The 26,247-nt window shown below is 70.1% G+C and carries 25 protein-coding genes and 1 pseudogene; 14 read left to right on the top strand and 12 right to left on the bottom strand.

Annotation, left to right across the window (positions count from 1 at the left end):
- Positions 1-194: 194 nt before the first annotated feature.
- Together BN2279_RS08040 and BN2279_RS08035 are read left to right on the top strand one after the other, a co-directional pair.
- Positions 195-1,247, top strand: a complete 1,053-nt coding sequence (locus BN2279_RS08040) for a hypothetical protein (protein WP_159037115.1) — start codon at positions 195-197, stop codon at positions 1,245-1,247.
- A 63-nt stretch (positions 1,248-1,310) separates the two neighbouring features.
- Complete coding sequence (locus BN2279_RS08035) at positions 1,311-2,030, top strand: helix-turn-helix domain-containing protein (RefSeq protein WP_079031977.1); 720 nt, start codon at positions 1,311-1,313, stop codon at positions 2,028-2,030.
- A 420-nt stretch (positions 2,031-2,450) separates the two neighbouring features.
- Here BN2279_RS08035 and BN2279_RS08030 read toward each other — a convergent pair whose 3' ends face one another.
- Positions 2,451-2,663 carry a DUF397 domain-containing protein gene (locus BN2279_RS08030; RefSeq protein WP_199827666.1) on the bottom strand — a complete coding sequence of 71 codons (213 nt, stop codon included), beginning with the start codon at positions 2,661-2,663 and terminating at the stop codon, positions 2,451-2,453.
- 320 nt (positions 2,664-2,983) lie between these two features.
- Between BN2279_RS08030 and BN2279_RS08025 the strand changes: the two genes are divergently transcribed.
- Both BN2279_RS08025 and BN2279_RS08020 read left to right on the top strand, forming a co-directional pair.
- Positions 2,984-4,003, top strand: a complete 1,020-nt coding sequence (locus BN2279_RS08025; protein ID WP_059007873.1) for a tetratricopeptide repeat protein — start codon at positions 2,984-2,986, stop codon at positions 4,001-4,003.
- A gap of 318 nt (positions 4,004-4,321) precedes the next feature.
- Entirely contained in the window at positions 4,322-5,329 is a 1,008-nt protein-coding gene (locus BN2279_RS08020; RefSeq protein WP_059007871.1) for a recombinase family protein, read from the top strand.
- Positions 5,330-5,378: 49 nt separating this feature from the next.
- On the opposite strand, the gene BN2279_RS08015 is transcribed toward BN2279_RS08020, so the two are convergent.
- Positions 5,379-5,603, bottom strand: coding sequence for a hypothetical protein (locus BN2279_RS08015; protein ID WP_059007869.1), 225 nt, complete (start codon positions 5,601-5,603; stop codon positions 5,379-5,381).
- A 137-nt stretch (positions 5,604-5,740) separates the two neighbouring features.
- On the opposite strand from BN2279_RS08015, the gene BN2279_RS30410 reads away from it, so the two are divergent.
- Entirely contained in the window at positions 5,741-6,418 is a 678-nt protein-coding gene (locus tag BN2279_RS30410; protein WP_234347612.1) for a hypothetical protein, read from the top strand.
- A gap of 393 nt (positions 6,419-6,811) precedes the next feature.
- On the opposite strand, the gene BN2279_RS08005 is transcribed toward BN2279_RS30410, so the two are convergent.
- Entirely contained in the window at positions 6,812-7,273 is a 462-nt protein-coding gene (locus BN2279_RS08005; RefSeq protein ID WP_059007867.1) for a hypothetical protein, read from the bottom strand.
- 480 nt (positions 7,274-7,753) lie between these two features.
- Between BN2279_RS08005 and BN2279_RS08000 the strand changes: the two genes are divergently transcribed.
- Genes BN2279_RS08000 through BN2279_RS07990 form a run of 3 tightly spaced genes read left to right on the top strand, consistent with a single transcriptional unit; the run spans position 7,754 to position 10,348 of the window.
- The gene (locus tag BN2279_RS08000; RefSeq protein WP_059007865.1) at positions 7,754-8,905 is read left to right on the top strand and encodes a tyrosine-type recombinase/integrase; all 1,152 of its coding nucleotides are present in this window, start codon (positions 7,754-7,756) and stop codon (positions 8,903-8,905) included.
- Positions 8,902-9,237, top strand: a complete 336-nt coding sequence (locus BN2279_RS07995) for a helix-turn-helix domain-containing protein (protein WP_059007864.1) — start codon at positions 8,902-8,904, stop codon at positions 9,235-9,237. Before BN2279_RS08000 ends, BN2279_RS07995 begins: the two co-directional genes overlap by 4 nt.
- Before the next feature lie 49 nt (positions 9,238-9,286).
- Positions 9,287-10,348: a site-specific integrase gene (locus tag BN2279_RS07990; RefSeq protein ID WP_234347611.1), complete on the top strand. Its 1,062-nt coding sequence runs from the start codon at positions 9,287-9,289 to the stop codon at positions 10,346-10,348.
- A gap of 8 nt (positions 10,349-10,356) precedes the next feature.
- Here the strand turns inward: BN2279_RS07990 and BN2279_RS07985 are convergent, their stop codons facing one another.
- Positions 10,357-10,968 carry a hypothetical protein gene (locus tag BN2279_RS07985; RefSeq protein ID WP_159037114.1) on the bottom strand — a complete coding sequence of 204 codons (612 nt, stop codon included), beginning with the start codon at positions 10,966-10,968 and terminating at the stop codon, positions 10,357-10,359.
- Positions 10,969-11,522: 554 nt separating this feature from the next.
- On the opposite strand from BN2279_RS07985, the gene BN2279_RS28465 reads away from it, so the two are divergent.
- The 4 genes from BN2279_RS28465 (at position 11,523) to BN2279_RS07960 (ending at position 14,146) form a co-directional block, all read left to right on the top strand.
- On the top strand, positions 11,523-11,885 hold the full coding sequence (locus BN2279_RS28465) for a hypothetical protein (protein WP_059007858.1): 363 nt from the start codon (positions 11,523-11,525) through the stop codon (positions 11,883-11,885).
- 332 nt (positions 11,886-12,217) lie between these two features.
- Positions 12,218-12,412 carry a hypothetical protein gene (locus BN2279_RS29155; RefSeq protein WP_059007856.1) on the top strand — a complete coding sequence of 65 codons (195 nt, stop codon included), beginning with the start codon at positions 12,218-12,220 and terminating at the stop codon, positions 12,410-12,412.
- A gap of 986 nt (positions 12,413-13,398) precedes the next feature.
- A complete protein-coding gene (locus tag BN2279_RS07965) occupies positions 13,399-13,647 on the top strand; it encodes a hypothetical protein (protein ID WP_059007855.1) in 249 nt (82 codons plus the stop codon).
- Positions 13,640-14,146: a hypothetical protein gene (locus BN2279_RS07960; protein WP_059007853.1), complete on the top strand. Its 507-nt coding sequence runs from the start codon at positions 13,640-13,642 to the stop codon at positions 14,144-14,146. Before BN2279_RS07965 ends, BN2279_RS07960 begins: the two co-directional genes overlap by 8 nt.
- Positions 14,147-14,213: 67 nt before the next feature.
- On the opposite strand, the gene BN2279_RS07955 is transcribed toward BN2279_RS07960, so the two are convergent.
- Complete coding sequence (locus BN2279_RS07955; RefSeq protein WP_159037113.1) at positions 14,214-14,537, bottom strand: hypothetical protein; 324 nt, start codon at positions 14,535-14,537, stop codon at positions 14,214-14,216.
- Positions 14,538-14,874: 337 nt separating this feature from the next.
- Between BN2279_RS07955 and BN2279_RS07950 the strand changes: the two genes are divergently transcribed.
- Positions 14,875-15,867, top strand: a complete 993-nt coding sequence (locus tag BN2279_RS07950; protein WP_059007848.1) for a DUF4007 family protein — start codon at positions 14,875-14,877, stop codon at positions 15,865-15,867.
- Positions 15,868-15,988: 121 nt separating this feature from the next.
- A complete protein-coding gene (locus tag BN2279_RS07945; RefSeq protein ID WP_059007847.1) occupies positions 15,989-16,495 on the top strand; it encodes a hypothetical protein in 507 nt (168 codons plus the stop codon).
- 473 nt (positions 16,496-16,968) lie between these two features.
- On the opposite strand, the gene BN2279_RS27385 is transcribed toward BN2279_RS07945, so the two are convergent.
- From BN2279_RS27385 to BN2279_RS07920, 7 genes and pseudogenes are all read right to left on the bottom strand, one after another.
- Positions 16,969-18,141, bottom strand: coding sequence for a hypothetical protein (locus tag BN2279_RS27385; RefSeq protein WP_079031971.1), 1,173 nt, complete (start codon positions 18,139-18,141; stop codon positions 16,969-16,971).
- A gap of 182 nt (positions 18,142-18,323) precedes the next feature.
- The gene (locus BN2279_RS27380) at positions 18,324-20,495 is read right to left on the bottom strand and encodes a DEAD/DEAH box helicase (RefSeq protein ID WP_234347610.1); all 2,172 of its coding nucleotides are present in this window, start codon (positions 20,493-20,495) and stop codon (positions 18,324-18,326) included.
- Between the two features lie 80 nt (positions 20,496-20,575).
- Positions 20,576-21,331, bottom strand: a complete 756-nt coding sequence (locus BN2279_RS07935) for a hypothetical protein (RefSeq protein ID WP_059007845.1) — start codon at positions 21,329-21,331, stop codon at positions 20,576-20,578.
- Between the two features lie 296 nt (positions 21,332-21,627).
- Positions 21,628-21,795 carry a hypothetical protein gene (locus BN2279_RS29150; RefSeq protein WP_159037112.1) on the bottom strand — a complete coding sequence of 56 codons (168 nt, stop codon included), beginning with the start codon at positions 21,793-21,795 and terminating at the stop codon, positions 21,628-21,630.
- Positions 21,796-22,252: 457 nt separating this feature from the next.
- Positions 22,253-22,831 carry a C40 family peptidase gene (locus tag BN2279_RS31160; RefSeq protein WP_059007844.1) on the bottom strand — a complete coding sequence of 193 codons (579 nt, stop codon included), beginning with the start codon at positions 22,829-22,831 and terminating at the stop codon, positions 22,253-22,255.
- A 299-nt stretch (positions 22,832-23,130) separates the two neighbouring features.
- Positions 23,131-23,577, bottom strand: a pseudogene (locus tag BN2279_RS31425) (replication-relaxation family protein); the annotation flags it as partial.
- On the bottom strand, positions 23,510-26,242 hold the full coding sequence (locus tag BN2279_RS07920) for a type IV secretory system conjugative DNA transfer family protein (protein ID WP_199827664.1): 2,733 nt from the start codon (positions 26,240-26,242) through the stop codon (positions 23,510-23,512). The pseudogene BN2279_RS31425 and the gene BN2279_RS07920, both read right to left, overlap by 68 nt.
- Positions 26,243-26,247: the final 5 nt, after the last annotated feature.

Here is a 26,247-nt window from a genome sequence, read left to right as displayed (position 1 = left end):
GGACAGCGTGGTGGAAGTGGACACCGCCGTGGACCTGGCCGGCCTGCACCACATCCCGGGCCGCACCCGACATCTGCGACCACACTGATCTGCGCTGTCCTCCTCGTCGGCGGCGGCAGATGGGGATAAGGGCCGGCGCCGGGCCCCCCGGCCCGGGCCCCCACGGCGGGCCCGGTCCGGGGGGCTCGGCGGGCTTGCTGATGGTGGCCGACTACGCCGAACGCTGGCCTGCCGACGACCTCGCCACACTCCTCGGACACGCCGGCAGACAGGGCCGCCGGGTGCGGGTCCTTCTGGTGGCGCGTCCGGCGGGGGTGTGGTGGCAGGCCCTGGCCAACCGCCTGGACCGCCTCGACATCACCGTCACCGACCTCCCGCTCCGCCCCCTGGGAGACGGCCCCGGCACGAGCAGGACGGAGCTGTTCACCGCGGCGTGCGGCCGGTTCGCCACCGCCCTCGACACCCCCAGCACCGACCACATCGCGCCACCCGCGGCGCTGGAGGACGATGAGCAGTTCGGGCTGGTCCTGGCCGTCCACATGGCCGCCCTCGCCGCCGTCGACGCCCACCGCACCGGCAACCCGACCGAAGACCTCGACTCGCCGGGGCGGATCGCCGCCTACCTCCTGAACCGCGAACGCGACCACTGGCAGACCCTCCACGCCAACCGCCGCACCACCACCGACCCGGCCGCCATGACCCGCGCCGTCTTCACCGCGGCCCTGACCGGCACCCTCACCCACGACCACGGCACCGACGCCCTCACCACCGCCCGCGCCTGCCCACCCGACACCGCCGCGACCGTACTTGCCGACCACGCCACCGCCTACCCACCCGCTACACCGCACACCGGCACCGTCCTGGAACCCCTCTACCCCGACCGGCTCGCCGAGGACTTCCCGGTTGAATTCACAGGTGTTGTTTTTTTTCTTTGCAAGCAGAAGCAGGGATTTTTTTTTTTTTTTGGACGCGGGGGCGGGGAGACGTGTTTCCGCCCTGTGTTGGGGGCCGGAGAGTGTATAGAGGAGACGGGGGTGGCCCCCGGCACCGGCTCCCCGTGCTGTTCCGCCGGGGCCCACCCTCGTGTGCGCCCCGGCGCACACCGCCGCAACGGCTCGCCCCGGTACGCGTCTTGTGAGCGCCCCCACCGCCGCGTAAACGTGACCATGCCATCAACCGTGCGCGCCTGGCCCGGGGCAGCACCTGCCCGAAGGGCAGGCCCGTGTTCGCGCGGTCGGGAACCGTGACGCAGGGGGACGCAGACGGTGAACGGCTCAGGCAGTGGCCGGTTAGACGACCAGGGCGCCGTCGTGCCCGCCCGCCCGGACCGCCGCGACAGCACCCTGCCCGCTCCGCTCCCACCCGCTGGCGGCCTGCCCGCCGAGGCCGGGCCCGGCATGCCGCCGGCCACCGCCGCACCGGACCGTACCCCGGCCCCGGCCGGGCCCCAGGAAACGGATCCCGTGGAGGAGGCCGCTGCCCTGTTCGTCCGGGAGCTGGTCCGGCTGCGTACGGGGCGCGGGTGGTCGCAGCGCCAGACGGCGGCCCGCATGGGCTATCACAGGTCCTACGTCTGCCACATCGAGAACGGCAACGAGGGCCCCACCGAGTCCTTCGCGAAGGCGGCCGACAAGGCCCTGGGCTCCGGCCACACCCTGACCGCGCTGTGGCGCGTCTACGACACCGCGCGCATCGCTGCCAGGGGGGACGCTCCGGCGCCGCTGGCGTCCGGCACCACGGACAGCCGGCCCGAACCGGCGCCCCACCCGCCCGCCGAACCTGAACGGCCTCCCGCCGGGCAGGCTGTCAGCGGCAGCTCCATCAGCGCGGGGGTCGTGCAGATCCGGGGCGCGGGCGGGAGCGTGCGGATCGTCCACCGCGACACACCTGCCTCCCCGGCTGTTCTTCCGCCCGCCCTGGCGGGTGATGTACCGGTGGACGCGGAGGAGGGCGGGCAGGCGGTCCTGGGCTCGGCCGTGGCCGGGCCGGTCTACCACTGTCTCCTATACCAAAATGGCGCCGCCGCCTAAGTGGAACGAGCATATCGCGGTTGCACGGCGCATTATTCATAAACCACGATCACGCAGTTCAGCCTTAGATAACCGCCAACCCCTCTCCCCTCTTCCTCTCTTCTTCTTCACCGTCTCCCGCGTCCTCCCCACTCCCCCCTGCCCCCTCCGCCGGCACCGTCAGATGTGTATAACAGCCACCCCGGGGCCGACGGCGACCACCCAGGGCCCCAAACCGACACTACCCACCACCAAAACCCCCAACGCCCGCCACCAGCACCGCTCGTCGTTCCGGCCACCGGCCACGGCGGCCCGGGATACCCAGGCACCACAGATCCCCTGGTCCTCAGGCGCCCCGCGCGGATGCCTCACCCGCAGATGCGGGCATGGCCCAGCGCCCCTGCCCGAGGGGCAGGGGCGCCTGCGACCCGAACGCCCGCGTCAGAGGGGCATGTCGAACTCGCCGTTCCACACCCCCAGCAGGAACGCCTCCCACTCAGCCCGGTTGAACTCCACCACCGCGCCGTCCCGGTTCAGCGTGCTGCGCACATAGGCCAGCCCCCGCTCGAACCGGACCTCGACACACTCCCCCCAGCCTCCGCTGAAGCTGCTCTTGACCCAGTCGCCCGCCGCCGACGCCATGACCACCGCCATCACTGCCTCCCTCCCCAGCCCCGCACCCGGTGTGCGGCGGCCGGTGACCCCAGCACACCGGCGAACCGCCAGGTGAGACCACGGTGAGACCCGCTCACTCACCCTTCACTCACCCCCGATCCGCCGCACCGTGGACGCAGACCGGGCAGGGGCCGGCCCAGGCGAGACGCCACTGCCCGCCGGACAGCCCCCAGCAGCACGGCACCTGCCTCCTATACCCCTCTGCCGTAGCCGACGAAACCGGTAACGGTAGACCCACCCAGCGCCGCACCGTTATGATAACCCTCATCTGTCCAGCACTAGTTATCACTGTCGCTTCCTTGCCGACGCTCGCTCTCCCCATCCCCCGCCCGCGCCTCCGGCGCCGTCTCGCGACGGCCAACCCCGCCGCGCACGAACCCGCCCTCGCCCGTTCGCTGACCGGCCTGGCGGCCCGGCTCGGGGCGGTGGGGCGGCGGGAGGAGGCCCTGGCCCCGATCGAGGAAGCCGTCACCATCCGGCGCCGTCTCGCGACGGCCAACCCCGCCGCGCACGAACCCGACTTCGCCCTCTCGCTGAACAACCTGGCGTCCCACCTCGGGGGGGTGGGGCGGCGGGAGGAGGCCCTGGCCCCGATCGAGGAAGCCGTCACCCTCTACCGCCGTCTCGCGACGGCCAACCCCGCCGCGCACGAACCCGCCCTCGCCCGTTCGCTGACTGGCCTGGCGTACCACCTCGGGGCGGTGGGGCGGCGGGAGGAGGCCCTGGCCCCGATCGAGGAAGCCGTCACCCTCTACCGCCGTCTCGCGACGGCCAACCCCGCCGCGCATGAACCCGACTTCGCCCGCTCGCTGAACAACCTGGCGGTCCGCCTCGGGGCGGTGGGGCGGCGGGAGGAGGCCCTGGCCCCGATCGAGGAAGCCGTCACCATCCGGCGCCGTCTCGCGACGGCCAACCCCGCCGCGCATGAACCCGACTTCGCCCGCTCGCTGACTGGCCTGGCGGCCCGGCTCGGGGCGGTGGGGCGGCGGGAGGAGGCCCTGGCCCCGATCGAGGAAGCCGTCACCCTCCGGCGCCGTCTCGCGACGGCCAACCCCGCCGCCCACGGACCCGACCTCGCCGAGTCCCTCCGCACGTCGGCACAGGTCCGGCTGGCAGTCGGGGAGCAGCTTCCGCAAGCTCTGGAGGAGGTGCGGGAAGCTGTGCGTATCCTCCGGCCGCTGGCCGGGCAGCTGCCTGCGGCGTTCGCCGGGAAGCTGGATGAGGCGGCGGGTGTAGAGGCGGATGTCCTCCACGCACTGGGCCGTGATGAGGAAGCCCGCGAGGTCCGCCAGCAACTCTCCGAGTCCACAACGTCCTGACCGTTGCGCCGGCCCCAGACCCATCACCCGCAGAGCCGCCGAGGCCGGTGGCACCGCCCCATCCCAGGGGCACAGAAACAGACGGTGCGCCCACCGGGCCCGCCCACTTGTCGTGGCTGAGCGCCCGCCCTCACAGCAGCGCGTCGTGCGGCCTGGAGCTCGCCGTGCTGATCGCTCCCCAGAGCGGCTCGCATAAATGACCATCTGTGAGAGTTCTGCGACAGCCCCGGGACGCGGCCACGTTTCCCCAGGTCGCCGCTCGCAGAAGTCCCCTCAAAACCCGGGCGTTGTGCGACGGGGTTCTGAGAGACTGCCGCCATGGATCTCACGCCCGATCAGGCCGCATCGGCGGTAGAACGTCACGACTGCCCAAACTGTGACGCGCCCGCCGGCAGCGCCTGCCGCACCCGGGGCGGGAAGACCGCCGCGAAGTACCACACCCCGCGTTTCGTCCTCGTCCCCGCGCTCCGCGAGGAACTGGAGATCCCCGTCCCCGCCGACCGGATCCCCGGCCGGCCCTGGCGGCAGGGCCCCGCGCTCGCCGCCGTGCCCGCGCCCCGCACCGAGCGGCCGGTCCGGATCGGGTACGCCCGCACCTCCACCGCCCGCCAGGAACTGACCAGCCAGCTCGAAGCCCTCCGCCGCGCGGAGTGCCACGAGATCTTCTCCGAGCAGATCAGCACCCGCGTCAAGGTCCGGCCCGAGCTGGAGAAGGCGCTCGCCCTGGCCCACCAGTTCAAGGAAGCCGCGCCCCAGACGCCGGTCATCTTCACTGTCCACGAGCTCAAGCGCCTGGCCAGGAACGCGGCCGAGCTGATGACCCTGTCCGCCGAACTCCAGGCCGGCGGCATCCAGCTCGAACTCCTCACCGGCCCGCTCACCGGCATCTACGACCCCAACGGCATGGGCGCCATATTCTTCGCCGTGCTCGCCGTCGCCGGACAGATCGAGCGCAACTACATCCGCGAGAAGACCCTCGAAGGCCAGGTCACCGCCGCGGCCAGGGGCAACCACGGCGGACGCCCGAAGGTCATCGACGACGACATGCTCACCTTCGCCGTCGCGCTGAAGGACAAGGGCGTCCCCGTCCCCGAGATCGCCAGGAAGCTCACCATCAAGACCGGGAAGAACGCCGGCAAGCACCCCTCGGTCGCCTCGCTCTACCGGGCGCTCGCCGAAGCCGACCAGGCCGCAGTGGATGACGGCCTGCCACGGCGGCCCAAGCCCGTGCGCATCCGCCGCCCCGGAGAGCCACTCACCGCAGAGGAGATCGACCTCCGCGAACGCCTCCAGACCCAGCCCCACCCGAACACCGAGCTGCGGTAAGCCTGCGGACTGGCGCAACCGTCCCCGAATGCCGTACAGGCCACGGATGTCAGACCGGCCTCCGGTGAAGGTCCCCTCCGGGACAGTGCCGCAGAAGGGACTGGCGGTCGAACTTGCCAGACTTGATGTAGTCGGCCATGTAAGGGGCCAGAGACAGCACGTCGTCCGTGATGGCAGCCGGATGGTTGGCCAAGTCGCCGTTCGGATACAGCACCGCCAGCGTGCGGACGGCCAGGTTCAGGGCTTGGGCACGGATCTCCTGCTCTTCATTCACAGGCCGGACGCTACCCAGCCCTGACTCCGCCAACTACCGCTAAAACCCGTTCGGACACCAACCGGCCCGGTGCCCGGAACCCCTCCCGCATGGGAGGCTGACGGAACGTCACCCGCCCCTCAACCCGAGAAAACCCGATGGCACCCACCCGCACCCTGTCGCTGCCCATCGTGCCGGACGCCTTGGACGGCTTGTACGAGCTGGAGGACCCGCTGCTCCTGGCGCTCCGGCCCAGCGCGCTGATCCCGGGCCACGAGGGGGTACCGATCCCCGCGGCGCCCATCGAGGAGGTCTACCAGGCGTACCGGCGCGTCCTCGACGCGCTGCCCGAAGGGACAGTGGAGCTGATGGAGGAGCTGGAGGACGACCTGCCTGGCGTGCCCCTGCTGCTCGGCGCCGACGGCGGACGGGTGGTGCACCTGGCCGCCATTGAGGTGGCCGAAGCAGACCTGGCGCCCCTGACCACGTTTGCCGACGCCCTCGACCGCGCGGCCAGCCCGTGCCCCGGGCCGGGATTCGAGGCGCTGACGCAGGCGCTGAGCGAACTCGCGCCGGAGCACGGCTACCAGTGGCCCCAGGGGGAAGCGGCCAACCTCGCGCACTGGGCGCGGCAGGCGCTGTCGCCGGTCCTGTGCTCGCCTTTCGAAGGCCCGCGCGGCGCCGCGAACCACGCGATGCTCTCCGAAGTGCTGCGACGTGCCGGGAACAGCCCCGTCCACCTCGACCAGGACGAGGAGGCGGCGGTCCGGCGCGTGATGCTGAGCATGGAGCGCGCGGCGATCGGCGACCAGGACGAGGAGGCGCTGACGACCTGATGGCTTCGCGCGTGGCGCGACCCCCGCCGGGCCTCGCGCGAACCAGCAACTCGCCGGCGGAGATGAAGGAAGAGACGGCGACTGTTCCTCGACACAGCAGATCGCCGACCTCTTCGGCGTGCCCCGGTCAACGGTGTACGGACACCTCGACAGAGCCAAGACCGTCCCCCGCCAGCCGAAGAAGGCCAAGGTCACGAAGTCCTGACCGCCACCTTGCGGCTGGTGTCTGAGCAAGGACTCCGGGGCCAACTACTGGCGGCTTCCGGGCGTATCTGGGTCAGACCCCATAACCGCTGTACCGATGTTCCCGACGCCGGACCCCAAGCCAGCCTGAGAAGGGCTGGGCCCCACGGCGCACGCCGAGGGCCCGGTCTGCAGGGCGGGAGCCCGCGCTCACCTCAGCTTGTTCAGGTCGCGCTGGCTCATGCCGAACCGCACGTTCGGCTGGTCATACCTGAAGGGATACCCGACGATGAACGCGGAGGCGATGAGCACGCCGTTGGGCAGGTAGGCGCCAGTTTCCCGCTCGATCAAGTGCTTCACACCGTAGCTACCGGCGGTGGGGGGCTTGATCGGCCTGATGTTGTCGCGCAGCCACAGGGCCGGCTTCACGACGAGGTCCTCATTGCGCCGCAGGCGCTCGCGCTCGACGGCGAGTTCGGCGCGCCGCTGCTCGGGGGCCAGGCGAGGGGAGCTGAAGACGCCGATGCCGAAGTTGCCGAGCCTCTCGTGCTCCTCCATCACTTTGGCCAGGGTCGGCCAGTTGAGCTGGCGGCGTCGAGCGTTCAAGTACGTCGTACCGGTGGCGGCCTGGTAAGCGCGAATCCACAACTTCTGACGGTGGTTCTGGGTCATCGGGTGCTCCTAGCAGGGCTGCCCACGTTCCCCGCACGGATGTCTGATGACCTGGCGGAAGTGCTGGGCGCGATTCGGAGAACCTTGTCTTCGCCGCCACGGCGGACGTGGGCCACCGTGACTCGGAGCGGGCAGGCGCTATCTGCCATGAGCAGCATACCCATCTGCTACTCATGAGGCCCGCCGCGAGTACGAAACCCGCGTCAGCGCCCTCGTCCCGACAGGACCATGATCCAGGTCAGCGGCTACCGCTAATTGCCGTTCGGATACTCCGAGCGCCGCCAATTGCATCGGATGCGAACTCGCGACAGTCAGTGAATCTGCCCGGAGGAAGAGGGTAATCGTGCTGTGGGCCTGCGGACTTGAGCGCGGCTTCTGGCGGTGACAATACCCGTCTCTCGGGCGTCGCTGCGACCCGTGCAGGGGGCTGACCTGGGGCTTCGCTGACGTCTCGCATAGGATGCGGTTTTCTCGCATCTGATGCGAGTCACGGAATGTGGTGAAGCGGTGGGGTTCAACGAGTCGATACCGGGGGCGGCGAGGCTGCACTTGGTCGACGGGGTCGCGTTGCTGCGGCCGGAGGAACAGGTCTTCGCGGCGATGCTGACCGGGTTCGCCAACCAGCAGCTCGCGCGGAATCTGGCCCGGACGACCGTGGAGGGCCGGGAGAACACGGTCAAGGCGTTCGCGGCCTACGTGAACGCCTACCCCTGGCACTGGACGCCGGCGATGGTCGACGAGTGGCTCGGTGACCTGCGCTCACTGCGAGAACTGAAGCGCTCGACGATCCGCTCGTACTCCGAGGCCGTGCGGTCGTTCTGCCACTTCATCACGGATCCGCTCTACGAGTGGACGGCGACCTGCGAAGAGCGGTTCGGCACCCACCCGGTGCAGGTGGTGCACGAGTGGAACACCGCGGTGCACGTCCAGGACAACGAGGCAGACGCTAAGAAGCGCGCGTTCACCAAGGCCGAGCTGCACGCCTTCTTCGCGCACTGCGACGACGAGGTCGCCCGCATCCGGGCCTTCGGCCGCAAGGGCTGGCTGCCAGCCTTCCGCGACGCGACCCTGTTCAAGACCGCCTACGCCTACGGGACGCGGCGCAACGAGACGCGGATGCTCGACGCCGCCGACTTCGGCCGCAACCCGCACGGCGGCGAGTACGGCGAGTACGGCCGGTGCCAGGTCCGGTTCGGAAAGGCCAAGAAGGGCTCGCCGCCCAAGCGCCGCGGAGTGCTGACCGTGTTCGACTGGACCCCCGACGTCCTGGACGAATGGTTCACCGAGGTCCGCCCACTGTTCGGCACCGACAACAACCCGGCGGCCTGGCCCTCCGAACGGGGCCTGCGGATCGGTTGCCAGCGGCTCAACTCCCGCTTCATCGCCTACCGCAAGGCCCTCGGCCTGGACGACGGCCTGGACTTCCACTCCTTCCGCAGGTCCTACGTCACCCACCTGATCGAGGACGGCTGGGACCCCCGCTTCGTCCAGGAGCAAGTCGGCCACGAGCACGCCAGTACCACCTCGCTCTACACCTGCGTGTCCTCGGACTTCCGCACCCGCACCTTGCGGCGGCACCTGGACTCCACCATCGCCGCGGCCCTCCAGACCCAGCCCGGGAGGCAAACATGAAACGCAAGGTCGGATACACCTGGCGGCTGCGCGAGGTCATGGCCCAGCACCAGATCTTCACGGCCACCGAACTGGTGCCGCTGCTGCACGAACGCGGCATCGACCTGTCCGCCTCCCAGGTCCACCGCCTGGTCTCCGGCACCCCGGAACGCCTGTCATTGCAGGTCATGGCCGCGCTCTGCGACATCCTCTCCTGCACCCCGGCCGACCTCGTGGCCACCACCGCCGAGAACGCCGGGGTCCGCAAGACCGCCACCGGCGACCTGCCCACCCCGCCCGCGAACGTCGCGAAGCTGCGACCCCGCGCCGCCCGCATCCTGCCCGACGCATGACCCGCACCTACGCCACCGACGACCAGTACGAGCGCTGGTACATGGCCGAGTGCGGCCGCTGCGGCCGCCACAGGCACAAGGCCGGCACCTGGCCGGACGGATACGTCTGCCGGACCTGCTCGGACCGCGCCGTCCGGACACGGGGCACCTGCCCGCGATCGACAAGTACCTCTGCTCTTTCCAGCGCTGGCTTCCCGGCCACCTGACCAGCATCACCGACCCCGGGCACGCCAAAACGATCAGGCTCTTCGCGACCTGGCGCGTCCTCCCTCGACTGCGGACCCGCGCCGAGCGCAGCCACATCACACCCAGCATCCGGCGGTTCGCCGCCGAGCAGATCAAGTACGCGACCGCCTTCCTGCAATGGCTCGGTGAGCGGAACAGCACCCTCGCATCCTGCGGCCAGATCGACGTCGACGCCTGGTTCGCCGAGAACACCGAGCACGCCCGCACCTGCCTGAGAGCCTTCCTCAACTGGGCCATGCAGGGTCGCCACTGCCGACGTTCCCTCTCCATCCCCGCCATGAAGGTCTCCCGGCGGGCCGCACTGAGCCAGGACGAGCGCCTCGATGCCCTCGGCCGACTGCTAACCGACACGGAGATTTCGATGCGTCTCCGTGTCGCCGGGGCCATCGTGCTCCTCTACGCACAACCCGTGAGCCGCATCAGCCGGCTCACCGTCGACGACGTGATCCGCGACGGCGACACCGTGCTGCTGCGGCTCGGGGAGCCAGCCTTGCCCGTTCCCGAACCGGTCGCCGACCTGCTGCTGGAGCACATCGCGAACCGCGACAACATGAGCACCGCCGCCAACCCGGCGTCCCGCTGGCTCTTCCCGGGCCGCCGGGCGGGCCAGCCGTCCCGCCCGGATCATCTCTCCGCGCTCCTGAACGAGGTCGGGGTCCCGGTCGCCGCAGCCCGCGGCGCCGCCATCCGCCAGCAACTCCTCGAACTGCCCGCTCCCGTCGTCGCGGACGCCCTCGGCTACCACCACAAGACCACCACCCGGCTCCGCAACGAGACCGGCGGAACATGGAGCCGATACGCCCCTGGAGATCACACAAGGTCACCGGCCGGTTGGGCTCCTCGGAGAACCGGCGACCGCAGTTGAAGGGGAGGTCAGGAAGAGGTGGTGGGCTCACCGCCCAGCTCGGCGAGGTAAGCCTCAAGCCCTTTCAGGGTCTCGACCAGGTGAGGCATCGCCACAGTGGGGAAGAACGACGGCTTGTCGATCTCCGGATTGGACCACTCCTCGATTCCCTGATCCACCATCCTCAGTCCCTTGTTCATGCTGTCCACCCAGCCAGTGAGGTCGGGGCACAGTACGCGCACACGGGTCCCGTTCTGCTCGACGACACGGCCTAGTTGGGCAAGCCTCTCGCGGTCCCATCGGGGAACCAGCGGGTTGGATTCCCATGGGAGGTGAGCCGCCTCCGCGAACTCCCAGCTCGACTGGAGGAAGGCAATGACAGCCTCGTTCGCCCTCTCGTTGGGGTCATCTCTGTGACAGGCACCCTGTGCCACGTGTACTTGCACGGTGGTGATGTCGCCGCTGTGACTACCGCTAATCGACACCCCTCCGGGTCCGGAAGTGGCCGCCCCGGTGTCCCGAACCTCGACGCGTCGCTGTCGTCCCACCACGTCGAACGGCCTCCTATCGGCGTCACTTCTCGCTGTATCCACTGATGGCGTTGCCTTCACCTGTAGCTTCGGCAGGACCCGTTCGCTCAACAGTGACGGGGCCCGAAGACTTCTTTCCCTGGTATCCGCTGACCGCGTCACCCAGACCTGTTGTCCTCGCAGGACTGGTGTAACGGACGGCAGTACCGCCTTGCCCAGCTCCAGGGAGCGCTGCCCAGATCCCGATGCCGACCGCCGCCACACCTCCGAGTGCGGAGGCCACCGTCGCGATCCGGCTCGCTGTCTCCCACTGTGAGACGGCGAACACCCACCCCAAGATGGCGACCACCGCACACGTCACGATTGCCACCACACGCTTAATCGTCATCCCTCATCATTGCCCAATCTGGTACGCGGCGGAGCACTTCGAGTGACCTGCCGGGGCGGACAGACGGCCTCGGTGGCTGCACGGCGTCGACCAGGCACAGCAGTGAGCAACAGCCTCGGCAACCACACAAGGTGATCGGCAGAGCGGGCTCCCAGCAGAACTGACGACAGTTGAATACGAGAGCCCACCAGTACCGAGGGCCAGCTCCGAGCCGTCCGGAACCTACGGCGACTACACCATCATCGAACGCTACCGACTGCCCGAGGCGGACAAGTTCGTGCTCGCCCACGCCCCCGGCCGGAACCAGCCCTGGGCCGTGGGCGGCGGCAGCCGCCAGGGCCGTTACTTCGACGACGAGCAGCGGGCGCGGACCGAGTACGCCGACCGCATCGCCGATTCCCTCGGCCTGGTGGTCGGCCCGCCCGGATCGGTGATCATCCCGGCCGATGAGCGGCACCTGCTCACCCGGCGCGCCACCGCCTACCGGGACGCGGCCCGGGCCTTCGAGCAATCCGAGCCCGGCCCTGACGGGAACGAGACCGAGACGGCGGTGGCCATGCGGGACGCCGCCGACGCCTTGGCCGGCCAGCTCCAGCACCTCGGCGTCATCGCCGCAGTCTTCGAAAGCTGGGAGATCTGACCCGCCGAGTCCACGCTGATCACCGCCCAGCGCACCCTGGAGTCGGCGGCCGTCAGCCCGCCCCCGGTGCGCTGCTCAACGACTGCGACGCCCGGGGCAGACAGAGCGGCGGCCCCTCATGTCCGAGGAAGCCGCCCGCGTCCGGCCGACCACCAGGACAAGGCGACCGCCGCCATCGGGCCCGGTGACCCGGCCCCGGCCGTTGCTCTCGCGCAGACGCTGATCGCCGCGTTCACCGTGCTGCGGGACGACCGGCTCAGCACGCTCTGCCCCTCGGCCAGTTGCGGGAGGCGTTCGCCGCGGCCCGCGCCGGGTATGGGAACACCCCTGCGGTGACCGAGCAGCGCGGCCCGCTGAGCGCCGTGCTGTGCGCGGCGCACGGCCACTTCGGCGGTGACGAGGACCGGCCGCGCGCCTATCCGGACGCCGCCGTGGGCCCGGGCGGCGCCTGCTCGCCGTCCGCGTTCCGCGCCGTCGCCCAAGAGGCCCACGGCGCGCGAGGGGCGGAGGAGGGCGATGCCGGATGACCTTTCCCCAGCCGAGCCCGACACCGGCCCCGGCGTCCTCTACCGGCTCTGCTCCACCTCGACCCCACCGCCCGTTCCCCGATCGGCTCAGGCCCCCGACACCTGACGCCGACCCCCTTAGCACGCCAGTACGTCCCGCGCGCTCGCACCAGCGGGACGCCACTTGCCCTGGACGGGACTTCGCCCATGCCGCTCAGCCTCGCGGAGTTCAAGCGCCGCGCCCGCGCGTGCCGCGAGTTCCGCTGCATCAACCACCGCTACCCCGAACGCTCTGGACCCCGGCAGATCACTTCCATCGGCCCCCGCGTGATGACCTACGACGACGGCTCCCCGCCTGGCGGGCGGGCCGTCTGGCCGTGGGCCGGCGGTGCCGCATCGACGGCAATGCGATTACCTGGCTCCACGACCGGGACGGCAGTGACGCCTTCACCTTCGTCTTCCCCTTCAACCCCGCCCCCTGAGCCCCCGGCCTGTCGGCGCAAGCCCAGCAGCGGCGTCGGCCACCGCGCCCATGGGAGGCATCCTCCGCGCGTGAAGTTCCTCGCCTTCGCCGCCCGGCGTCTGGCCACACCGGGCAGCTCAGCCGCCGCACCCGGCCCCGCAACCCCCGGTGCCGTCAGGAGGGAAGAAGGCGGGCCTCGACGAGGACATCGAACAGCACTTGGCCGCCGAGGAACAGCGCCTGGCTGCCGAGCTGAAGGGAGTCCGGGTTGAGCTGCACACCGTAACCGGCTCGCGATGGAAGGCGCCGCGGCCAGCCCACCGGAGGCGCCGCAAAGCCGGGCCGAGGCGGAGGCCGGCTGCTGCACGAGCTCCGCGTCCGACGTAACGCAGCGGTGAGTGCGGCAGCGGTCGTGACGTGCTTCCAGCACGAGGGTGCCCCACCCGGACGCCTCAGCAACGTCGGCGGCAGCGCTCGCAGGTGAACCGGCTTGTCACGCCCTGCGGATGCGGCAGACTGCCGGTAAGCCGAAGGGAGAAGCCGGGTGAAGATCGACTTGGACCAGGCCGTGCAGACCGCCGAAGAGCTGCTGTCCGCGCTGAAGGAACTCAACGGCGCCGAGCCGGATGACGCCCGCAACTGGATGGCGCGTCAGCAGCGAGCCGAGATCACGCGGCAGTTGCTGTACCTCGCGCACCTCGGCGACCGCGCCCGGGTGGAAATCATGGACGCCTACCATGGCTACAAGAAGGATCACAGCCCCGGAGCGGGAGGTGAACCGGCCAGTGAATGAGCCCACGCTCGACGTGCTCGACGATGTCGTCGGCCGGCTGGAGCGAGCCATCCACGCCCGCGACTGTCCCGCGATCGTCGTCGTGCAAGGGGAACGGACGCTCACCCTCTCCGACTTCGACTACCTTCGCGACCAGGAGACGGCCGAAGCCTTCGAACGCCGGGTCGCCGACCACGCCCGCCGCATCCGGGCTACACGCTGGGTCTTCGCCGTGCCCCAGGTCTGGCTGCGCACCCCGGAGGGCGTCGCCTCCCGCGCGGTCTCCAACCACCCGCTGCGGGAGGGCGAACAGGAGGCCATCACCTGGACGGCCTTCGACATCACCGACGGTGTGGACTACGGCCTGGTGCCCTACACCCGTCGCCCCAACGGCGAGCCCGTCTTCGGCGACGCGGAAGTCTTCACCGGCAACCTCATCCCCGGCGAACGCGCACCCGGCTACACCCTGCTGCGCATCCTGATGAGCGACGAGGACGACGGCCTGTCCCCCAGCGCCTGATCCACCGGCCCGGGCATACCAAAGGCCCTCAACGATCAGCGAAAGCCCGCTGAGGACTCGGTGCAGGTCACGCTCCGCGCGCGGGAACCTCGCCGGCAGCAAGTTCCGCGCAGTACATGGCGAACTTGCCGCTGTAGTCGGAGTGACCCACCGCCCGCTCCTCAGCGACGGCGACGGCCTCCAGGCCAACAGCGGGCAGAGCGAGTTCGGCGCGAACGCGATTGACCTCCCGGTGCATCACCGAACGCTCGTAGGCCACCCACGCGCTCTCGTTCCGCCCGCACTCCAGGACAACACGCCCAGGCCGGGCGGACCGCTCGCCCGGCGCTGCGGTGAGAACCGACTGGAACCGTCGCACGAGTTCCCGCCGATGCTCCTGCGTGACTGCCACGAAGACAGCAGAGAACCGACGCCTCTTCGAAGGTGGACGGTTCGGTGACCCTACCGGCCCGGCCGCCGCTGTCACGCACGAGCCACGGCCTGCCACGACCGGCGCCATCCCACATGTCCGGCGCCCCGCCGCAAGGGGCCCGAAACCGGCCGCCCACCGGGCCCGCCGCGTGATGTCGCCGGCCGACTCCCCGCACCAGTCTTCCGTCCGAAGAGTCCCGGGCCGCGCGCCGCGGCCCGGGACAGCTCTGCACCCCCCCGGAGCGGTTCCTCCGCTCCAGCGGCTGCGACAGTCCGAGCCCCCGGCACCCCAGCGCACGACGAAGGAGAACTGCGGCATGCCCGAACCCCCTCTCAGCGGCTGTGTCCCAGCCTTCGGCCGGCACGGCTCCTACCCGATCCGGCTGGGCTGGCTGGCGAAGGTCTACTCCGCTCTGCGGGACGACCCGCTGGCCTTCTCCCGGCCCCAGGCGCCCGTCGTGCTGGGCGTGGGCGCCTCCATGGTCCGCGCCATGCAGTTCTGGTCCCGGGCCGCCGGCCTGGTCCGCGACGGCGAGCGCACCGCCGCGGGCCGCCCGGCCATTCTGACCCGCCGCGGCACCTGGCTCCTGGACGACGAGCACGGGGCCGACCCCTACCTCGACGACCCGGCCACCCTGTGGCTGCTGCACTGGTGGCTGCTGAGCGCGCGTCCCTGCCACCTGCCCACAGCCCGCTTCCTCTTCGGCCACTGGTGGCAGAGCCGCTTCACCCGCGCCGAACTGCGCACCGCCGTCCAGCGCGCCGCACGCGTCAGCGGCTGGCGCGAACCTTCCGCGACGCTGGTCGGCCGGGACATCACGGCCCTGACCGCCATGTATGCCACGCCCCGCCCGCCGGTCCCGGCGGCGGCCTGGGAAGAGCTGCTGACAAGCCCGTTCCGGCAACTGAGCCTCCTCGCCACCGATCCCGGCGCCACAGAACAGGACCGATCACCCGGCGAACTCCTCGTCCTCCACCGGCACCAGGGCAACACCGCTCCGCGGGCCATCCTGGCCTGCGCCTGTCTGGAGTACGCCGAGACCGTCGGCGCCCAGCAGCACGGCAGCATCACCCTCGGCCGCCTGCACACCGACCCCGCCGGCCCCGGACGACTCCTGCTGGCCGACCGCGCTGCCCTGCGCGCCGCCCTCACCTGGGCCGCCGACCAGCCCCTGGCCGGCCGCATCGCGCTGACCGACTCCGCAGCCGCGGACGACCTGCTGACCTTCACCGAGACCCCGCTCACGCTCGCCGGATACCTGCTCGCTTCCCGCTACCACCGCCTGGATGGACCAGGCGAGCCCCTGTGAGCAGTCCGAACGAACGGCACCGCGCCGCCACCATACGAACCCGCCACGGCTACACCGCGTCAGGCGCCGCCCTCCGCCCTCCAGGCCCGCCCCGTTGATCCAGCGAAAGGAGAACAAGCCCATGTCGGCATCTTCCGACTACTGGCCCACCGTCGGCACCGCCGCCGTCGTCTACACCGATGCCGTCATCCACCATGACGACGGTTCCACCGGCCTGGGTGTGCTCAACGCCCTCGCCGCTCGTTACGGCCCGCACAGCCTGCTCGACCTCGCGGCGGTCCTGCTGCTGGCCGCCGCCCACAACTGCCCCACCGACCGCTACCGCACCCCCGACGGACGCCCCGACGCAGCCGCGCTCACCGACGACCGTCCCGTGGACGCGCTGCGAGTCCTGGACGCCGCAGCACTGATCAGCCCCTTCCACCAACGAGCGGTCACCGCCCAGGACATCGCCGCCGCCGAGCGGCAGGCGGACGCCGTCAACCGGGCACGCCCGCTGATCCAGCCCGCCCTGGATGCCGCACCCCGCCTGGCCGACATCGCCGCCGCGCTCCGACCCGCTGGCGACTCCCTTCCCGTTATCTCGGCCGTCGTCAGCTTGAGAAACGCCACCCGTCCGCCGGACTGACCGCGTGGCCCTCCGCTGCGCCCGCCCCCTGACGCCGACAGAGCACCGCCCGGCAGCCGAACACAGGCGTCGGCGAAGTGCCCTGGACTGGGCGGCCCGTTGCGGTCCGTCTATACCTGCTGCGCTGTGGGTTCCGGATGCTCTTGTCGTCCGGCCGCGCTGTGAGCTGGGATTTTGCGGGTGTGTCTCAGTGGTTTGTCGCGGGTTGTGTCCGGCCGTTCTGTCGTTTTCTTCGGCCGTCGATGCGGTGTTGGAGTTCGTGGGTGACTGCTCGATGCCCGTCGTGAGGGCGTAGTAGATGCGGCGTCGGCCCGCGCCTCGTCCTTCGGGCGCGCGGTCGAGTCAACTGGCGTCGTCTCCGGGGCGGCTGGTGATCCATTTTGAGTGTGCGAGTCGGCGTAGCCACGGGGGACCGGCTGCTTCCGTTCCGGATGGCGCGATTGTGATGGGGGCCGTGCGCCAGGGTCAGCGGTCTACCGATGGCGCCGGGTGGTGAGGAGCTGGCCGTCCCGGAGGTGATGGGTGAGGTCAAGTCCGCTGTTGAGCATCGCGAGCACATCGAGGTGCCGGTCGGCGGGGACCGCGCCCAACTGGTGTCTGTCGCGGCCGATCCAGAGCATCGGGTCCCCGGTGCCCAGCGTCCCGATTTCGACCGGCCCGTCTGCTGCGCGGGGCATCAGCCGGACCAGAGGGATGGTCACCTTGCGGTCGTCGAGCAGCTCGCTGACCAGGTTCGAGGGGGAGCGGACGTAGTCGAGGAGGTCTTCGATCTCGTACTCGTTCGCCTGGAACAGAGTGACCCAACTGTCGATATGCAGTAGCGCGAGCCACTGGCGCAGGCGAGATGGCGGACACCCCTGGGCTGCTGCTCTCCGGCCAATGGTATGGGCCAGGCGGCGGGAAGTGATGCCGGATGTGAGCAGTGTCAGGGCGTGCTCGGTGTCGACGCCATGCCGGATGTACCAGGCCGTGTGCGTGTTCAGCCGGGGTGCCGTGGGGGTCAGCAGAGGACTGGTGTTGACCAGGTTGATCAGGGCGCCGGTGACCCAGCTCAGGGCATGCTCGAAGCCGCTACTGATATTGCGAACCGTTTGTTCGAGTGCCCACTCGGCGGGGACGCTGGGCAGCCATGCGCGGGCCAGGGCGGGGATGGTCTCGCCGGAGATCCAGGACTGGATCGCTGTGGCGAGCGGGACGTCCACCTGCGTGCCCCGGCTCTCTTTGTCGGTGAAGCGCCAGGTGCCGGCGACCTCGGGCAGCGCGAGGAGGCGCTCGAAAACCTGGTGTTCGGTGAGGAAGCTGAGCGTGCGTTGAAGGGGCCATTCCTCCGGGAAAGCGAACCATGCCGGCCCACTGGCCGAGGTGCCGTCATCGGCTGACTGCTCGGCGAGCCGACGGGCCAGGTCTTGGGCGAGCTGGTCCAAGTGACGGGCTGACCCGAGGCTGGTACCGGTGCTGGACCAGCGGCCGGCCAGGTCGGGATCGGTGGCTCTATGGTCCTGTGCCACCCGCTCCGCGAGGCTGAGCCACCGGCCAGCGGCCCTTCCATCGTGGGTCTGGTTCATTGCGAACAGCGACCGGACGGCGTCGAGGGGGTCCCCGTCCAGGACCGGTGTCGTGGCGTGGGCCTGCAGGACGAACCACACGAACGCGGCGAAGTCCGCCGCGACGCTGCCCGCCAGGGCGAAGACGCCGTCGGCCTCCTCGCGGAGCTTGTCCTCGGCGGCTGCGAGCGCGGCCAGGGCCTTGTCGGTCAGCAGCGCGGAGGTGACCTTGAGCTGTTCGGTGTCGGGGGTGATGCAGATGTGCCAGATTCTTGACTAGTCAGTCAGAATAAAACGAGAGTCTCTAATGGCTGTGGTATTTGGATAGATACGGAGTCCAGCTGAAACACGACTAGCCTCTCCGTCGGCAGCGTCGGATGTGTATAAGGGACAGGGCGGGTCAGGATGATCCACCCCTCACTCTCCCGGCCGGCACGCCCCGCCCGGCCGATTGCGTTGACGAGCTCGGCCGGGGACAGGCTGCGCTCGTCGTCGTAGGCGAGGCGATCGCCCTGGACCTTGCTGTGGACAATGACCGTGCGTACGGGCAGATTGACACCGTTGGTGAGGGTGGTGGTGCAGGCAATGGCGATGAGCTGGTCGTTCCGTAGGGCGTTCTCGATGGCCTGGAGAACGTCGTCGGGGAGGTCTCCGTGGTGGTAGGCGACGCCGTGGCGGGTGCAGCGGACGAGAGGATGCTCCGGCCCGAGGGTTTCTGCCAGGTAGTCGGAGAGCACAGCTGCTTGGGGGCGGTCGTCGAGGTGTTCCGCGATGGCAAGCGCGGTGTTGCGGGCCACCTTCTTGGTGTCAACGACCATCAGAACGCTGCCGGCCGAGGTGAGCGACGCGGCCCCGGCCGCGAAGACCTTGTAGTCGGCGACTCCTCCTGACAGGCGAGTGTGGCGGTTCCACCTGTTCGGATAGCTGGAGGCAAACCGTCGCGTCCCGACTCCGCCGGTGGTCGGCAGGGAGGTGATGTCGGAGGTGGTGGTCGGCCGGACGTGCAGGCTGGCCATGACCGGCACGGTGGCGGCCGTCGTGGAGGGATACTTCGCCGACGGCAAGTGTTTCTTCAGCTCAGCTTGGTCCCTGATCGGCTCTGGGTAGAGAAGTCCGTGCAGGCGCCGCGGGCCCCTCCATGTGTCGGTGAAGGACACCTCGTTCGGGGGCTGGTCCGGGGCGAGCCAGGATGCGATGTCGCCCCGGTTGCCGACCGCTGCGGACAGCAGCACCAGCCGGACGTCGTTGGTGCTCGCCCGCAGGAGCGCGAGCAGGCTCTCCAGGACGAAGCCGCGCCGGTCCTGGGCGAGATGGTGGGCTTCATCCACCACGATCAGACCCACTCCGTCCAGCGCGGCCTCGGCGTCACTGCGGATCATGTGCATGAGCCGCTCGGGCGTCACGATCGCCACGTCCCCGCTGCCCTGCTCCCGCCCGGAGGGCAACGGGAAGTCTGGCTGCTCCGCGACCAGACTCCGCTCCAGCAGCCGCAGCCGGCCCCGCAGAGCAGAGCGCATCTCCCGCCCCAGGCTCCGCATCGGCGACACGTACACCACCCGCCCCGGCCGCTGCGCCAGGCGGGAGCAGATCACCAGCTGGGCCATCAGCGACTTGCCCGCGCTGGTCGGCACGCTGATCAGGCTCCGCGGGGTCGACGGGTCGCCCGGGTTGCCCTGCTCCCGCCTCAGCATCTGCCGCTGCGGGGGCCACAGAGTCATGACCGGCGGGGGCGACAGCGCGAAACTCCGGGCGCCCGCCGGGGGTGTTCCCGGGGGCAGCAGCGAATACAAGCTGCTGGCCGCCATGTCCGAGCTCAGGTCGAGCAGGTGCGCGGCCACCCACCGCGCCAGCTTGTCACCACGGCCTGCCCTCTCATGGACCACGTCCTCAAGCAGCCGCTGTCCCACGGCGAGGTGCCCCTGCTCTCCGAAAGCAAGGAACTGGTAAAGACGGAAGATCGCCCCCACGACTGCTTCTGCCGGGCCGTACAAGGTGCCGGCCAGCGACTCGCGGTGCATCAACCGCTGCAACTCCCTGAACTGCCGCCGCCACGCCCGCAGCGCACGCCCCAGCCAGGGCCGGTCGAAGCCGAGGAACATCACCCCAGCCTCTACCGCCAGGGTGCCGATATGGACGCGAAGCTCGTTGCTGTAGTCCACCAGATCACGCACCTGCCGATAGACCGCAGTGGCGTTCGGGTCCTGCTCGCTTCGCCGATACCCGGCCTGGGCGGCGAAGGCAATCTGAAGCCTCTCGGCTGGCGATCGCCGGGCATCGCCCAGGGCGAGGTCCATCAGGTGCGCGCTGACGGCGAAAGCCTGCCGGACACGTACCGCGTCGAACCCAGGAACCCCCGGGTCGAGCGCGGCCAGCCCATGCAGGAACCACGCCGTTCCGAGCGTCTCATCCGTGATATCCCGCTCGCCGCGGAACGCGGCGATCTCCAGCTCGGTCATCCTCGCCAGCAGCTCCTCCGTACTGGGAAGCACACCACCCAGCCGGTACTCACCGAGCACCGATTCGAGCACAGCTGGATCTAGAGTGCGCTCCACACGTACTCCCTCACGTCATCGGCGAAGTCTTCAAGCTCCTCGACCGCCACCACCAGGCCCTGCAGAGCCCCGGCATGCGTGTGCGTGGTGAAGTGCTCGTGGGACCGGTCGAACGCCGTGCTCGGGGCGTCCGCGGCATTCAGCGCCAGACTGACGCCGCCGCTGCTGGACTCCTGCGCGCTAACCCACTGCCGCACCAGCGAACTGACGAACTGCTCGGTGTCCGGGGAAAGGCGCCGTCCGCCCCACGCCATCTGGCCCAGATACCGTGCTCCGTTCTTATTGAGCTGCTTCCAGGCACCACGGATCGTGTCGCTGGGCTTGGACGCGGTGCCGGTCAACTTCTTCACCTCCCACAGCCGGAACACGAACCCCAGCGCACTACCCTCCAGGCGGTGGATGACCAACCCGTCCGGCCCGCTGTCGGTCACCGTCCCCGAAGGCGGATCGATGATCTCTACGCTGCGCCCCGGTTCGGGGGTTAGGTCCCGCGTGGAGAGGTACCAGAGCCACTCACCGATGTAGCCGGTGACCTGGGTACGATCGTTGGCCTCAAAGACGGGGCTTGCGTAAGACAGAACGTGCTGCCGGTCCTCGTCGGCCAGCTTTTCCCCGTCCAGGGCGGCCTCACGCCACAGCCTGTAGGCGAGGGTGTCCAGATTGGTCCGGGCGAGCATGATCTCGTCGGCGATGATCCAGGCTGCCGCCGCGCGGTCGCTGGGCTCCTGGCTGATGGCCATGACCAGATCCCAGGTGCACTTCTGATTACGGCCGTGCGGCTCACGTCGGGTCAGGTCAACCAGGCGACCTCCGGCCGATGCGCCGCGCTCCATGGCTTGACGTGCAGGTATCTGCAAACCGATCTCACCTCCCGTTCCTGGCCAGGCGCCGAGCCCCGAGAGTGAAGACGCAGCCCATCGAAGCACCCTACCTACCTGCGGGATTCCCTCCCCCCTGCGGTGGGCGACGAGCGCGCGCACCGGACTTTCGTGGCGGCACCGAGCGGCTCGTCCAAGTCCGCCAGGAGATCACCGGATCACACCAGGCGAAGCAGCATGGGAAGCACCACCTCCGCCGGGAACTGACTCGCTAGGGCCGCCTCGATGCCGCCGATCGTCGACTGCTGCCGGGCCGAGGCCAGCACCTCGGGAGCAAACTCGGCCCGCAGCAGAGGTGAGAGCCGGTATTCGGTGAGGGAGCGCACGATCGAAGTCCCAGGAGTTTCCGGGCTAATTGCAGATGGCTCTCATACGCCACAAGCCGACCCGCCGTAACGGCATGGTATCAGCCGGAGTAGTGCCTCAGCTCCTTGTGTCAGCGGAAATCCCGCACCGGCAGCCAGCCACCACCTCCGCGGCGAGCAGGCGATCCCGAGCCGTCTCGACCAGCTGGCCATCAGTCTGCCGATGCGACCCCGACGCGTCCATCTCTTGGTTAATCCCCGTCGTGCTGAACGGCGTGCTACAAAGGCCCCCGTGTGCTGGTGAGTCCGACGCAAGGCCATTGGACCCAACCAGCGCGATCCTGCCGGGAAAGCACGGAAAACCCACCGAAGGTCTGATTCGCAAATCGAGAACCTGCCCGAACCCGCATGGCGGCGACTATCCAGTGCTCCGTGATTTACGGCAAGTAGATGGCAAAAGAGTGAAAAACTGTCATCTCTAATAGGAAACTACATGTGCTGATGCGGAGGGTCGGGTGGCGCCCGCAAAGTCGTCCCCGGCGTACCGGTAGGGGGCGATCTGTATGAGTTCACCTGTGCGGGGTGCGTGGATCATTTGTCCGCCGCCGATGTAGAGGCCGACGTGGTGGATGTTGTCGGGGGTGCCGTAGAAAACGAGGTCGCCGGGCTGGAGTTGGTCTTCGGGTACGTGTGGTCCGGCGTTGTACTGGTCCTGGGCGACGCGGGGGATGGGGATGCCGGCGGCTTCGTAGGCGGCGCGGGTCAGGCCGGAGCAGTCGAAGCCTTCCTCGCCCGCGGCCGGTCCGTCGCCGCCCCAAAGGTAGGGCAAGCCGAGTTGGCCTTCGGCGTAGTTGATGGCCTGCAGGGCCGCCGGTGTGGCGTCGTTCTCCCCGCCGAGGGTGGTGGGGCTTTCGTACTGGGCGGCCTGGGCGAGGACGTCGGCGACGTACCAGTCGGCGTGGTTGTAGGCGAAGATCGCCGCGTTGAGGTCCTGGCCGTTGCGGGCGCCGGAGTCGCACAGGTACGCGGCTGCTGTGTAGACCTGCCTCTTATCCACATCTCCGCGCCCACGAGACAGGCTCGCCAGGCGCGGGTGAGGTGGGCCAGGGGCAGGCGTCCGCCGCGGGTGGGGAGCGGGAGCCAGCGGGCGGCGGCCGGGTCGTTCCCCGGGGCGACCGCGGCGGTGCTGGTGGTGGCGACGGGGACGAGAGCGGGGTCGTCGAGCGCTTGGTGGACAGCGGCCAGCGCGGTGCGGGCGCCGGCTTCCCGCTGGGTGCTGGGCAGCCAGATGAGTACGGGGGTGGTGACGCCAGTTGCGCGGGCGAGCTGGTGGTAGTGGCGGAGCTTGTTCGCCAGCTTCTCCAGGGGTTCGGTGCCGCGGTCGTACTCCAGGAACCATTCGGTGGTGCCGGTGCGCTGGTCGTGCCAGCGGCCGTAGGCGTCGGGGCGGACGATGTCGCCGAAGTGTCGTGCGCAGCGGGTCTCGGACCACCAGGCGGTCAGGCGTTCGGGGGAGCCGGGGCGGCGGGCGCGGGCGATGAGCGTGGTGAACAGGCCGTTGATGCCGGTGGTGTGGGGCAGGTGCAGGGAGTGGGCGATGGCCATGGCGGTGTGGTGGCGGTAGGGCAGGGCGCGGGGGTTGAGGCCGTCTTCGGCGGCGAGGATGGCGGCGCCGGCGATGTCGAGGACGTAGTGCATGGGGGCGGTGCCGGTGGCGGTGAAGGGCTGGAAGCGGTCAGTGACCCGCCAGCGGTAGAGCTGGATGAGGCGCTTGTTGGCGGCCCGGATGGAGGGCCAGCCGATTCGGGCTATCTGGTGGGTGGTCAGGACTTTGTGTTCGTGCAGGATGCGGGCCAGCCCGGTTTCTTATACTCATCTGCAGCACTCCAGGAAGAGGCTCGTGTGTAAAACCATTTTTTAAATAAACGGTACCACTAGAGACGTATAGGTCCGAGGTTTCTGCCTGTCTCGTGGGCTCGGAGATGTGAATAAGAGACGGGGTGCGGGCGGAGCGGGCGGCGGCGGCCCGGATGGCGCGGGCCCGGCCGTCGATGGCGGGCGGCAGCTTCTCGGTGACCGCGGTGAACGCCCCGGTCTCCGCCCCGTGCAGCATGGGGCGGACGGCGATGGTGAAGGCGCCGAGGTTGGCCAGGTCGTGCTCGGCGAGCTGCGGCGCGGTGTGCCGGGCCAGCAGTCGCGCGTCTTCCGGCGAGGCGGTGAAGAAGACCTTGGTGCGGGCGTTGGCGGAGATGCCCTCTTCGAGTTCGCGGGGGAGCTGGCGCAGGTACTGGTGGGCCAGGGTGATGGACAGCCGGTAGCCGCGGGCTTCGGCGAGCATGTCTTCCAGCGGGTAGGGCAGGTTGAGGAAGTTGTGCGCCTCGTCCAGATACAGGCTGGCGTCCGGGCGGCGCTGCTGGGGAAGGCGGGCGCGGGCGGTGGCGGCCTGCCAGGTGCGGGCGACGACCAGCGACCCGAACAGGCGCGAGGTGTCCATCCCCAGCGCGTCGCGCCCGATGCGCACCAGGCAGATCCCGCCCTCGTTCAGGACCCGGTTCATGTCCACCGTCGAGGCGCCACCGGCCAGGGCATTGCGGACGAACGGTCGTAGCAGCAGCCCCCGCAGCTTGTTCATCAGGGGGGCGGTGATCTGCGCGCGGGCCGGGTCGGACAGCTTCCCGTACCAGGCCCAGAAGCCTTTCAGTAGATCGTCATCGAGCTGGGCGACGGCGCGCTGGCGGGCGGCCGGGTCGGCAAGCAGAGCGGGAAGATCGGACAGCAGCGGCGTCTCCTTCCCCGGACGGGCGCGCAGGGTCAGCAGCCCGGCGCGCAGGATGTCGTCTGTCCGCGGTCCCCAGGAGGAGGCGTAGACCCGGGAGAAGACCGACAGCAGGTTGTCGACGATCCGCGCCGTGTCCGTCTCGGGTCCTTCCAGTGGGTTGAGGACCGGCGGGCGGGCGGAACTGTCGGCATCGAAGAGCACCACCCGCGGCCCCAGTTCCTCCGGGAGGCGGGCGAGCACGTCCTGGATCATGTCGCCCTTCGGATCGACGGCGACCACGCCGCGCCCGGCCTGGGCGTCGTCCAGGATCATGCGGGCCATCAGCTCGGACTTGCCCGAGCCGGTGGCGCCGAGGATGTGCAGGTGGTGGCGGGCGTCCGCCACGTGCAGGCCCACCGGGCGCGAGCGTCCCGCCTCGGTGCGGCCCAGCGGCTTCACCGCCGGACCAGGAGCTGGGATGCCCGGCGGCGGGGCGACGGCACGCGCCCCGGCCCGCTCAAGCTGGGGGATGTCCGTATCCCACGGCAAGTGGGCGAGCACCGCGACTTCACCAACGGACATCAAGTCGCCCCTGTCCAGCCGCCGCTGCTCAAGCCGGGGCAGCGCCCGTGAGGCACGCAGCCGGGCACGGCGGTAGTAGTTGTGCTCGCTGAACGTCGCGAAAGCCGCGGCCAGGGCGTGCGCTCGGCCCGTGAGCCGCTCGCGGACCTCGCGCCGCTGCGTGCTGTCGGCCGACCGTGGCAGTGGGCTGGAGACCGCGAAGCGGATGCCCACCTCGTAGTGGGCGCCGCGGGCCTTGGCCACGATCGCCCTGTCCTCGGCCGCCGCCTCCAGCGCCGTATGCCGGTCGCGTACCGCCGCCGTCTTCGGCGAGCGCCGCGCCGACGGCCCCGGGCCGGGCAGCAGCATTTCCAGAAGCCGGCCGATCAGGTGCGGCGAGTGCCCGGAGCGCAACCGCCGCGCGGCTCGCCGGGCGGCGCGCCCCCGCCGTCCGGCCACCGGCCGGGCCAGGATCTGCACGACCGCCCGTTCCCCCGGCCCCAGCCCGACCGGTGCCCCAAGCAGTGCCCTGATCGGGTCGGTGTCGAAGTCGGTGCGGATCGGCAGGGCTTCGCTGCGGGCCAGCCGCACCCGGCCGGCCACCAGGTCGAACGCACCGTCCTTGACCAGCGGGCCGGGAAGCGGCGCGGTAGCCGGCGTGGTGCGGGTGTGGGCGCCGGGCCATGCCGACTCGATGGCGCGTTCCACCAGGTCCGGAGGCACGACGCCCGGTACCCACATCTGGACGGAGAGCGTTTCCCGGTCGGTGACGTACTCGAAGACCACATGCGGCTGCCCCGCCAGCCGCTTGAAGGCCGGCCGCAGCAGCCCCACCAGGTTGGCCCACAGGGCGGCGGCTCCGGCCGGATCGGCCTGCGGAGGCGGAAGGATCCGCACGATCCGGGCGTCGGCCGCGATTCGTGCGCGGCAGCGCCGCCGCCACCACACCCACACACCGGCGAGTCCTGCGGTGACGACCATCGCGGCGGTGCCGGCCAGCAGGCCCCAGGCGGCGGCCCATTCCCCGAGGCCGTCCACCAGCCGGTGCAGGCCTCCGGCCGGGTCGCGCAGATACTCCCGCAGCGGGGATTCCCGGTCACCGGTGCCGTCCGGAGAAGGCGAGGAGAGGGACAAGAAGAAGCGATTCACAACGG

The organism is Streptomyces specialis (assembly GCF_001493375.1).
In the GTDB taxonomy this organism is placed as follows: domain Bacteria; phylum Actinomycetota; class Actinomycetes; order Streptomycetales; family Streptomycetaceae; genus Streptomyces; species Streptomyces specialis.
This window is presented reverse-complemented; position numbering and strand designations above follow the sequence as displayed.